This window comes from Sporosarcina sp. NCCP-2222 (genome assembly GCF_023168145.1).
In the GTDB taxonomy this organism is placed as follows: Bacteria; Bacillota; Bacilli; order Bacillales_A; family Planococcaceae; genus Sporosarcina.
Genome location: NZ_BQYK01000011.1, coordinates 89,364 through 100,194 on the forward strand (window position 1 = coordinate 89,364; position 10,831 = coordinate 100,194).

The following is a 10,831-nucleotide window of genomic DNA, read 5'->3' on the forward strand; positions in this document are numbered from 1 at the left end:
TGGATCAGTAATCAACAGTACGTCAATCCCCTTTTGCTCCATGCTTACTTTCGTCTTGTGTAATCGATCTTGGTATTCTTCCAAACTAAACGGCATCATCTACAAACCCTCCTCATCATGATTCGTTACTTCTAGGCACTGCCCTATTGCCAGCCAGCAGTCAATTTACCAACTCAATTAGACTCTAATTGTTTCAGAAACTACCTTCCTATTTCATTACAGATAGTATATAGTCTGAATAATATAAATTCACCATCTATTTTGTATGAACTTCTCCTCCCTTTTTTCATACACTTTTTTAAAATGCCTCATCTGATAATTTGAGAACGACAAAAAAGGAGCCGAAATCGACTCCTTTCTGCATTTATTTTACTGCTATGTTTCGCTGGATAAGACAAATTACCATTCAATTAATTAATATTAACTACCCGCTGCAGACTACTATTTTTCTAGTACGGAACCAAGATGTTCCTCTCTATTTTGCACGCCTGTTTTCCACACGCGAATGCTTAATTCAAGAAGAAAGGAATGGTCGGGATCCGCAATGGAACGGCCCGTCAATGTTTCAATTTTTCGCAGTCGATACAATAGAGATTGTCGATGCAAATTTAATTTTCGGGCTGTCTGGCTGACATTGCCACAGGTATTGCGATAAACGGAAAACGTATGAATCAAATCCATCCCTTTTTGATCGTCATATTCAACGAGCGGAGCGACGATGGAAGAGGTAATTTGCTGGACATCTTTCGTAATGGCCAAATTCAGCAGCAAGCGGTTCATTTGTGTTTCGTCAAAATATGTTCTTTTCCCGATCCCCATCTGGTTTCTCCCCATATCGAGTGCTGCTTTCGCTTTCGTAAAGCTGCCGGCAAACTCTCCAACACCATCCTTTTGCCGGCCGATCCCCCACGAAAATACAACTTCCGGCAACAGGTGACTAAACCGCCTTTCCACTAGATCCAAAAATTGATTGGCCGTATCAGCGGCAGTTCCATTTGTAGTTTCCAAGTAAATGATAATTTCAGCATTTTTATAAGCATACAACAGTCGCCGATGCACGTTTTCCGCAGCATACAACATGCCATCCTTAATAAATGTATGGATTCTCTCCAAAGCCGGCTTTTCATAAGAAGAATTTTCAAGATGAAGCCGTTCCAGATTTTCAGGTCGGCCGACTATACAGTCATACGGAAGCGATAGATCATAACGGAAAAACTCGGCATGTGCGTCAATATGATCTACAGACATTTGATGCCCCATCGCAAGACTTAACAGAAATTCATTTTGCATCCGGCTTTCAGCTTCCATGACAGCATTATCTCTTGAAAACCATAAAGCCGCAGCCGCAACACCTTGCTCAGCAATGGCCAACTCTTGCAAGCTCAGTTCCCGGTCCGCCTCACATAATAAGTAATAATCCCCTTTATACGCACCATTTGATTTGATTGTGAAATGAATCAATTGGCCTTCTTCATCATCCACTTTACGCGCTCTGGCATGCATAGGATGGTGGGAATCTCTAATTTCAATGCTTTTGTCTGTTTCTCCATCCTTCAGGCTTTTTATCCGATCTGTATTCGCACTGCCCGCCGCGCACCTTCCTTTCTCGTCAAAAATCAAAACAGCTGCTTCCAATTCCCGTTCGATGAGCTCCGCAAGCTGGCCAATCGATTTACCTTCTAAAATCATTTGAATTAGTTGCTGTTGCACATCTTTCGGCCTATCTGCCTGGCCCTGCCGCAAATTGATTAAACAACTCATGATTTCATGAACAATGTCTGCAAACCGGATCTCCCATGGAATTTCCATGATAATAAATCCTCTTTCCTCTGCATATTGAATAATCTCTGCGGGGATGGAAAATACATGCCGGCCTGTGGCAATTGCCAAAATAGATGCTCCCGAATTATAAACATCCTCAACAAACTTCAATAATTTTAATGGATCTCCATAGCACCCGATTCCTGTACTTAAGACAAATTCATTATCTCTGACAAAATTCTCAACTGGATTTTCAATGACTGAGACCCATTCGACAATCCGTTCGCTGACACGATCTTTTGCTGTTACTATGGAAGCCCCTTCTAGAAGCGTTAGGTTTACGATATCTTCCACTGCGATTCCCAAGTGTGTATCCCCCTTTCTCCAAATCTCAAATACCGGTAAATTTTACTAACTATTGTAACACATTTCGATATTGTCTGATTATAGTAGTCGCAATTAGGCAAAAAAAGAAACGCTAGGAATCCATACAATTCCTGCGTTATCTACACGTCCTTTATTTAATTGCTTTGCCCCATGGCAGTAGAAATCTCTTCGGAGGCTTCCGTGACTTTTTCGATAAAGCGGTCCAGTTGGTCATCCGTTGTTTGCATTTCAAGCGCCTCAATGCTGATAGCCCCAAGCACTCTTCCTTCAAAATCAAAAACCGGTGCCCCGACAGCTAAGGTCCCTTCCGTCTTTTCGCCTCTGCTGATAGCAAAGCCTTTTCGTTTGATGGAGCGTAATTGTTGCTGGAACTCTGTCCGGCCATCCTCTTCAGGAATTAGCCGTTTGAGCAACGCTTCCGTCGTTTGTGGCGGCGCATATGCCAACATTGTTTTGTTCGCTGCCCCGATATGCATTGGAATGCGTTCACCGATGCTATCGATAATCCGAACATTTCGTGGACTATCAATTCGATCGACGATAATCGACACCTCATCATTCGGCGCGTTCAAATAAACCGTCTCTTCCACATCTCTTGCCAATTTCTCAAGAATTGGACGAGCAACGTGCCGGATATCCAGCTTCTCATACTTTTTCAGGCCAAGCTCTACCCATTTATAGCCAAGTTCATATTGTTTCGTATGTTCAATTTGAGCAACAAGGTCATGCATTTCAAGGGATTGCAGCAACCGATATACCGTACTGATCGGCAGTCCCGTTTTTTCCGCCAATTCGGCGACGAGCCATTTGTCTTTATCTGATTCTGACATGGCTCCTATGATGAGCATAGCCCGGTCTATCGATTGGATCATCTCTGCTTCGCCTCCCGTCTTCCCCATATTGTATCAAAACCGACCTGCACTCGCATCTTTAATTTTCAGACCCTTCCCAATATAAAAGAAAAAGAGATTGACAATCACCTAAAAACAGAACTAAAATAGTATTAACATTTCACAATGCGGAATTTATTCCACGATACGGAATCATTATACGCAAGGTGAAAGCGCTTTCTAAAGAGAGATAAATAGAGAGGTTGGGAGAAATGGAAGGGTTTACAAAGTTCATTGCGGATATTTCAAATTTCATATGGGGAATCCCCATCATCGCCATTCTCATTGGCGGCGGGATCATTCTAACGGTGCGTCTTGGATTTTTCCAATTTCGCTATTTCCCCCATATTATAAAACAAACCTTTGGCAAGATTTTTTCGAAGAGCGAAGGGAACGGCACATTGACGCCATTCCAGGCGACGACAAGCGCGCTCGCTTCTACTATGGGCGCTGCCAATATTGTCGGCGTGCCTGTAGCTATTGCCCTCGGCGGACCAGGGGCGATCTTCTGGATGTGGCTTGTCGCTTTAATTGGGATTGGAACCAAATATTCCGAAGTTGTGCTCGGGATGCATTATCGGGAGAAAAACGAGGCCGGCGAATATGTCGGCGGACCGATGTATTACATCCGAAAAGGTCTTGGCTGGAAAAAGGTCGCCTCTTTTCTTGCCTTTGCGCTCATGATTGAAATTGCTGCCAGTACGATGGTGCAGTCCAATTCCATCGCCACAACAATGAAAGGTTCATTTGGATTGCCACCTATCGTGACAGGGATTCTTGTGGCATTGCTCGTGATCTTAGTGACCTATGGTGGAATCAAAACAATCGGGAAAGTGTCGGAGAAGTTGATTCCATTTATGGTTGTCATCTATCTAGTGGCGGCATTAATTGTTATCTTTGCGAATGTGAAGGAACTTCCTGCAGCTTTCGGATTAATTTTCGAGCATGCATTCAAGCCCATGTCAGCAGCAGGTGGTTTTGCAGGAGCTGGTGTAGCTGCAGCTATTCGGTGGGGACTTGCCCGCGGGCTTTATTCCAATGAAGCTGGAATGGGAACAGCACCGATCGCCCATTCTGCAGCCATTACGAACCATCCGGCGAAACAAGGATTTTGGGGCGTTTTTGAGGTAATCGTCGATACGCTCATCGTTTGTACGATTACGGCACTCGTCGTCCTGACTTCAGGCGTTTGGAAAACCATAGCGCCGGATCAGGCCTCATCGATGGTCACAGAAGCATTTGTGCCAGTATTCGGCGCATCCCTTGCCGGAACGATCGTCTCGGCTACACTTTTCTTATTCGTTATCACAACAGTTGTCGTCATCATTTTCTATGGTGAGAAACAAGCTGAATTCCTTTTTGGAACGGGCTTTTCAAAAGTCATGCGATTTATTTACATTGGCGCGATTATCGTCGGGGCCGTCGGCGGACTTCAGTTCATCTGGCAGTTCCTTGATTTATTGCTTGCCTTTGTCGTCATTCCGAACGTTATCGCCGTCTTGTTCCTAAGCGGAAAAGTAAAAGAAATCACAAACGACTATTTTACAAATCTTTATCCGATCGAACGGAAAAAATAACTAAATTAAGGAGGCACGAGATATGTACAATCAACTAAGAACTCTAGAAGTATCACAACAGGTCGAGATGCTGACACGTCATTTGGTAAGCATCAACAGCATCAACGGAACACTAGGTGAGGTGGAAATCGTCCAGGAAATCTACCGGATTCTCCGGTCATTCCCGTATTTCGAGCAGCATCCCGACCATCTCTGGCTCCAAACAATAGAAGGCGATCCAATCGGCCGTCAAAATGTCTTCGCTTTCGTACAAGGTGGAAAGCGATCAAACCAGACAGTCCTTTACCATTCGCATATTGATACCGTCGCAGTAGAAGATTTCGGACCGTTGAAGCAAGATGCCTTTTCAACGGATGCGATGGAGGCGTTCTTCCGCGGATATGAAAGCGACCCGGTATTGCAGGAAGAAGCGTTATCGGGTGACTGGATGTTCGGCCGCGGTTCTGTTGATATGAAGAGCGGCGCTGCAGTCCATATCGCCAACATCCTTTATTTCTCGGAACATCCTGAAGAATTGACAGGCAATGTTCTCCTGCTTTGCAACGGCGACGAAGAAAGCGAACACCGCGGTATTGTCGGTGCCCTTTCCGAATTAAACCGCCTGCAAGCAGATCAAGGTCTTTCATTTGTAATGGCCATCAATACCGATTTCATCACGCCATTGTATGACGGCGACACGCACCGATACATTTACACAGGAGCTGCGGGCAAAATTCTGCCTTGCTTCCATATTTACGGCAAGGAAGTCCATGTCGGTGATACGCTTTCGGGCATTGATCCGAACTTCATCGCCGCCAAATTAACCGAACGGATTCACAATCGATATGCACTCGCGGAAAAAATTCCGGGTGAGCTTGTGTTGCCGCCAACTTGCCTGCAGCAACGGGATACGAAGGAATTGTATACTGTCCAAACGGCAATCAGCAGCCACCTCTACTTTAATTATTTTGTCTACGAGGATACACCCGAGCAAATTCTAGAGAAGTTGCTCCACGAGACAAAAGAGGCTTGCGAGGAGACGGAACAATACCTCCAGCAACAATTTGAAGAGTATATTGAATTTACCGGCTTGCCGACACGCGATTTGTCTTGGCACATCGATGTGACAACATATGATGACTATCTGCAGTATTTAATACAGCGCGGCGTCGATGTCCGATCCATCATAAACGAAGCGCTCGCGAATCAAACCGGTGACTTGCGGGATACGAGCTTCTCCATCGTCAGTGCCTTGCAAGCAGCCGACCCTGAAAAGAAACCGCGCGTCATTTTATTCTTCGCGCCTCCGTTCCTGCCTCATAACTATTTAAAGGCAGACGTCGCACGAGATACAAAAATACAGTCGTCCATCGGGAAAGTGCTAAAAGAAATGAGCGAGCTGACAGGTGAACGTTTCGAACTGAAGAAATTCTTCCCATACTTGGCGGACGGCAGCTTCCTGTCCATCCACGAAACAGAAGAACAGCTCGAGCCGCTAGTCCATAACTTGCCGGAATGGAATCGCATATACTCTATTCCATTTGACACCATCCAGAAGCTAAATATTCCTTCAGTCAACATGGGCGTCTACGGCAAAGACGGACACAAATGGACAGAACGTGTCTACAAACCATACTCATTCGGTGTGTTGCCCATGCTAATCCGCAACACAACAATGCACATGCTGGAAGAAGCGTCTGAAGATCAGCCGCTAGAATTAGTGTAAACAATTACCCAATCCCCTTTCGATGCCGAAAGGGGATTTTTGATGTTGTTTAGTTTACATGGGTGTTCGGATATGTAACGGGTGAATGACAGGCTATTGGCTGGATTGCCAGCATATCGGGTTGAGCGCTAATAACTTCGGTTGAAGGACGAACGCCATTATCTTGATTTGAACGCCAATTAATCGAAATGAACGCCAATATCTCGATCTGAGCGCCAATTAATCAAAATGAACGCCATTATCTCGATCTGAACGCCAATTAATTGAAATGAACGCCATTATCTCGATCTGAACGCCAATTAATCAAAACGAACGCCAGATAACTGAGGGTTGCCTTCAGATAAACAGCTCGACTCTCCTAAAATTATAGAAACCGAGCTCCTACCTTTACATGATTGATCTTCATACTCATTGGCAGGATGTACGAATTGGCGATTGCTTTTGTAACGTAATTATACTTATTAACAGACACAAAACTTCCGCAAAGGTAAATGATAACCATAACCCTGCATTTCCAATTACTATAGGCAATGCGACAAATGAAGCCATTAGAAGAAAATAGCGTAAGATCGCCAGGATGGCTGATTTTTTCGGATCATTTACAGCCGTATAGAATGTGTTAATGACAACGTTAGCCCCAACAAAAATGAAGGTAAAACTATAGAACATAATAATTTCCTGTGCTGTCGAAAAAACTTCCTGATTATCCGGAACAAACATCTCAATCAACAAATTTTTAAAAAGCAATAAGAAGACTGTGCAGCTTATCCCCGTTAGCGTTACCGTCTTTATAGCAAGCTTCAGTATGTGACTAACCCGTTCGTTCGCTTTAGCTCCATAATTCACACTAATTATCGCAGTCACGCCACGCGACATGCCTAAAATCACAGCATTGATTACGAGGGAAATATACTGGACTACCGCAAATGCAGATACTCCCGTCTCACCAAATCGCTTCATTAGAATCCAATTAAACAATAAAAGGGATATACCTAAGCAGAATTGTGTAATCGCTTCAGAAGAACCGTTGTAAGCCATTTGCCTGAATGCCTTCCAGTCAAATTTGTATACTCCAATCTTCAAGTTGCCGCCCCTTCGTCCGAATTGCGGTAAGAAGATAATAAATACAATAGTGGCACTACAACCAGAGGCCAATGCCGCTCCAAAAACACCCCAATCAAATATACAGATAAATAACAAGTCTAAAATAATATTAAGCGCCATCGTCAGCATACTGCCAATCATGTATAAATGTGGTTTGCCAATCGATTGCAGCGAAATACCAAAAATGATATTGAAGAGAACCGGAACGACAAAGAATCCAAATGTTTGAATGTAGCTTTTTACGTATGGCAATAATACATCATTCGCCCCCACTAACTTGGCCAGAGAAGACGGAAAGAAAACAACTGCTATCCAGATGGCAACCCCAATAACTAAAAGAGCGGTAACAGCATTATTAAAATATTGATTCGCCTTTTTATAATCCTTCTCTCCTAACCTGATGCCGACAAGCGTATTTCCCCCAATCGCAATCAAAATGGCAATACAAGAAATGATATTAAAAATCGGCGAAGCGATGTTGACTGCGGCCATGGCATTGGTGCCGACATACCGACCTAAAATAATTCCATTGATAACGCCATACAAACACATGGATAAAGACGCTAATATTCCAGGAATCGCGAAATTTCGAAATAGATAAGGAACCTTGTCATGTAATAAATCAAGTTCTTTTGTTTTCATCCTACCTTCTCCTTTACTGTTGTGAGCTACTGTTCACTGTTTTACAATCGAATTATAAAGTCTTGTGTTACACAAGACACAAGAGGTGAAATCATGAAGAAGTTCTATTCGATAGGAGAAACTGCAAGATTAGCTGAAATGACAATCGAAACCTTACGTCATTATGATCGAATTGGATTATTGAAGCCGGCAAAGGTGGATAAACAATCGGGGTATCGTTACTATACGGACGAGGAATTGATTTACTTAGAAGTAATCGGGTTTTATCGCAAGAACAGCATGTCCTTAAATGAAATTAAAGATATTTTCCAAAAAGACTTCACACAAATTACAGCTTTCCTGGAAGAAACAGAAAATAGAATTGAGGCTGAAATTAGTCGGCTGCATAAAATCAAATTTCAAATATCAAATTTGCATAAGCAATTAACTAGTAATACAATGTCACTCTTCGACGATTTCCATGTAAAAACCCTCCCTCTTCGAGTCATCGTCTTAGCTGATAGTCTGCAAGAAGCAACATTAGATAACTTTCGTAAACTGCATGATGAACTATACGGGAAATTAGGAAAAGAAGCCCGAAAATATTTTCAACTTGATGATTCTGCCCATTTTTTTGTATCCCAGTTGACCGATTCTAATAAGATGTTTTCAGTTTGCACCAAATTTATTGATCACCCCAAACTCCACTACTTGCATGAAAGAAATTATTTATGCTTTACATGTACAGTGGAAGAGAAAGAGCACGCGATTGAAAAAGGACTGGCAATGACCAAAGAAAACTACGGAGGAGAACCCGATTTCATTCTCATAAAAGTCATATTTACTGGCATGTTTCATTGGAAATACGAAATTCAAATCCCTTTACCATAAAAAATGGCTTATAAATGGGGATGGAGGATGGCCCTTCAACGCCAAACGTTGAAACTGAGTTTGATCCCTGTGATCAGGATCTTCTGGTATTAACAAACGAAGAGATCGAATCCGTATCAAATGTCGGCGAAAAAGCTGCCGACATTGAAAAAGCAATTAAGCTCATTTCGACAATTGTTCATATACAGGCTCGACAACCGGCGGAAATATTTTGAGAAGCAAAAGTAAATATGAATCCCCCGATGTTTAATTCTAAAACATCGAGGGATTTTTCATTTGGGTAAACCCCGGCAATATTCAACGAAAACGATAGTAACCGAATACGCGATAAAAAATATGGATGCTTCTTCCACTTAGTAAGCACCCGAATTCACTGTTTAAATCCACTAACAATCGCCCAACAATAGATGGCAAGAGTCCGTATACTAAGTACGAATGTCAGAGGAGAGGATGGATAACAAAATGAGTGTTCCAAGCACATTGAGCCTCTGCATGATTGTACGCGATGAAGAAAAAGTGCTCGAAAGATGCTTGCAGTCGGTATATGACCTAGTGGATGAGATTATTATTGTAGACACAGGTTCAACCGACAGGACAAAGCAGATTGCAAAGAAATTTACGGATTCTCTGTACCATTTTCAATGGATAGATGATTTCGCAGCAGCCCGAAATTATTCTTTTGCACAGTCGACAAAAGATTACATATTATGGCTGGATGCGGATGATGTACTGCTAGAACCAGATCGCCTGGCATTCCAGGAACTAAGAACACTATTGGATGGCACGATAGACCGAGTAACCATGCCCTACCATCTCACAACGGATTTAAACGGGAACGTGGGATACAGCTTGCGACGCAACCGCATAGTCCGGCGCAACGCAGGATTTCAGTGGTTCGGAAGAGTGCATGAATATTTGGAGGTATCCGGGAATGCGATAGATAGCGATGTCGCAATTACTCACAAAAGTGAAAAATCCCCTTCATCCCGGAACTTGATGATTTATCGAACGATGCAGAAAAACCAAGAACCTTTTACTCCACGGGATACATTGTACTTCGCAAACGAATTAATGTATAACGGTCAAAAGGAAAATGCAATTATTGAATTCGAGAAGTTTCTTAGCAGTCAGAGAGGATGGAAAGAAGATAATATTATTGCCTGTCTCAATATCGCAAACTGTTATAAGGGTAGGGACGACAAGAAAAGACTGTCCTCTTTGTTTCAAACGTTTGAATACGATTTGCCACGAGCAGAGGCTTGTATTGAAATTGGACAATATTTTATAGAACAAGAAGAACTAGAGAAAGCAATTTATTGGCTAGAACTGATTTTTTTCACAAAAAAACCTGAAACATTAGGCATGCTAAATCAATCCGCTTGGACCTGGGCGCCACTAATTCAGCTGACTTATTGTTATGACAGAATAGGACAATCTGAAAAAGCATACGAAAAGCATAAACAAGCGAAAGCATTGGTTCCAGATCACCCAAGTGTTCTCCTCAACGAAGCATACTTTCTCTCACATATCGAAAGGAATCCGTATCAATTCGATTAACTTATGACCACTCGTACAAGCAGCCACTCCCTCTCAGAATAAGGTATAGTGAACCAACCTAAATTTAAAGAAGGAGTGATTGGTATGCCAAATAGGCATTTCCCTTATAAAGGTTTAATCCCCCACTATCCAAACTGCCCATGCTGCTCGGGGTCTACTGGTGCACCTGGTCCTCCAGGGCCTCCAGGGCCTCCTGGACCGCCTGGACCACCTGGTAATCCCGGAGGGCCACCTGGTCCGCAAGGTCCCCCCGGTCCTCAAGGCATTCCTGGGATACAAGGCGAGCCTGGACCCATAGGACCAACTGGGGAGACTGGGGTGCAAGGCATTCCGGGACC

At 43.1% G+C, this 10,831-nt stretch carries 8 protein-coding genes; 5 read left to right on the top strand and 3 right to left on the bottom strand.

What is annotated here, in order from left to right:
- Positions 1-441: 441 nt before the first annotated feature.
- Positions 442-2,127 (bottom strand): PucR family transcriptional regulator, encoded by a 1,686-nt coding sequence (locus NCCP2222_RS18675; RefSeq protein ID WP_248513898.1) that lies wholly within the window; start codon positions 2,125-2,127, stop codon positions 442-444.
- Between the two features lie 155 nt (positions 2,128-2,282).
- Positions 2,283-3,020 (bottom strand): IclR family transcriptional regulator, encoded by a 738-nt coding sequence (locus NCCP2222_RS18680; protein ID WP_248513899.1) that lies wholly within the window; start codon positions 3,018-3,020, stop codon positions 2,283-2,285.
- A 230-nt stretch (positions 3,021-3,250) separates the two neighbouring features.
- On the opposite strand from NCCP2222_RS18680, the gene NCCP2222_RS18685 reads away from it, so the two are divergent.
- Together NCCP2222_RS18685 and NCCP2222_RS18690 are read left to right on the top strand one after the other, a co-directional pair.
- Complete coding sequence (locus NCCP2222_RS18685) at positions 3,251-4,615, top strand: alanine/glycine:cation symporter family protein (RefSeq protein WP_248513900.1); 1,365 nt, start codon at positions 3,251-3,253, stop codon at positions 4,613-4,615.
- Between the two features lie 22 nt (positions 4,616-4,637).
- Positions 4,638-6,320, top strand: a complete 1,683-nt coding sequence (locus tag NCCP2222_RS18690; protein ID WP_248513901.1) for a M20/M25/M40 family metallo-hydrolase — start codon at positions 4,638-4,640, stop codon at positions 6,318-6,320.
- A 408-nt stretch (positions 6,321-6,728) separates the two neighbouring features.
- On the opposite strand, the gene NCCP2222_RS18695 is transcribed toward NCCP2222_RS18690, so the two are convergent.
- Positions 6,729-8,066, bottom strand: a complete 1,338-nt coding sequence (locus tag NCCP2222_RS18695) for an MATE family efflux transporter (RefSeq protein ID WP_248513902.1) — start codon at positions 8,064-8,066, stop codon at positions 6,729-6,731.
- A 93-nt stretch (positions 8,067-8,159) separates the two neighbouring features.
- Here NCCP2222_RS18695 and NCCP2222_RS18700 point away from each other — a divergent pair, with 93 nt between their 5' ends.
- The 3 genes from NCCP2222_RS18700 to NCCP2222_RS18710 all read left to right on the top strand — a co-directional run bounded on the left by NCCP2222_RS18700 (position 8,160) and on the right by NCCP2222_RS18710 (position 10,493).
- Positions 8,160-8,936 (top strand): MerR family transcriptional regulator, encoded by a 777-nt coding sequence (locus tag NCCP2222_RS18700; protein ID WP_248513903.1) that lies wholly within the window; start codon positions 8,160-8,162, stop codon positions 8,934-8,936.
- A 14-nt stretch (positions 8,937-8,950) separates the two neighbouring features.
- Positions 8,951-9,151: a hypothetical protein gene (locus tag NCCP2222_RS18705; RefSeq protein ID WP_248513904.1), complete on the top strand. Its 201-nt coding sequence runs from the start codon at positions 8,951-8,953 to the stop codon at positions 9,149-9,151.
- A 247-nt stretch (positions 9,152-9,398) separates the two neighbouring features.
- Positions 9,399-10,493 (top strand): tetratricopeptide repeat-containing glycosyltransferase family 2 protein, encoded by a 1,095-nt coding sequence (locus NCCP2222_RS18710; protein WP_248513905.1) that lies wholly within the window; start codon positions 9,399-9,401, stop codon positions 10,491-10,493.
- The last annotated feature ends 338 nt before the right edge of the window (positions 10,494-10,831 follow it).

Excerpts from the sequence above, each read along its gene's own strand:
- NCCP2222_RS18680 (WP_248513899.1), bottom strand. The coding sequence starts at position 3,020 with ATGATCCAATCGATAGACCGGGCTATGCTCATCATAGGAGCCATGTCA.
- NCCP2222_RS18685 (WP_248513900.1), top strand. The coding sequence starts at position 3,251 with ATGGAAGGGTTTACAAAGTTCATTGCGGATATTTCAAATTTCATATGG.
- NCCP2222_RS18690 (WP_248513901.1), top strand. The coding sequence starts at position 4,638 with ATGTACAATCAACTAAGAACTCTAGAAGTATCACAACAGGTCGAGATG.
- NCCP2222_RS18695 (WP_248513902.1), bottom strand. The coding sequence starts at position 8,066 with ATGAAAACAAAAGAACTTGATTTATTACATGACAAGGTTCCTTATCTA.
- NCCP2222_RS18700 (WP_248513903.1), top strand. The coding sequence starts at position 8,160 with ATGAAGAAGTTCTATTCGATAGGAGAAACTGCAAGATTAGCTGAAATG.
- NCCP2222_RS18705 (WP_248513904.1), top strand. The coding sequence starts at position 8,951 with ATGGGGATGGAGGATGGCCCTTCAACGCCAAACGTTGAAACTGAGTTT.
- NCCP2222_RS18710 (WP_248513905.1), top strand. The coding sequence starts at position 9,399 with ATGAGTGTTCCAAGCACATTGAGCCTCTGCATGATTGTACGCGATGAA.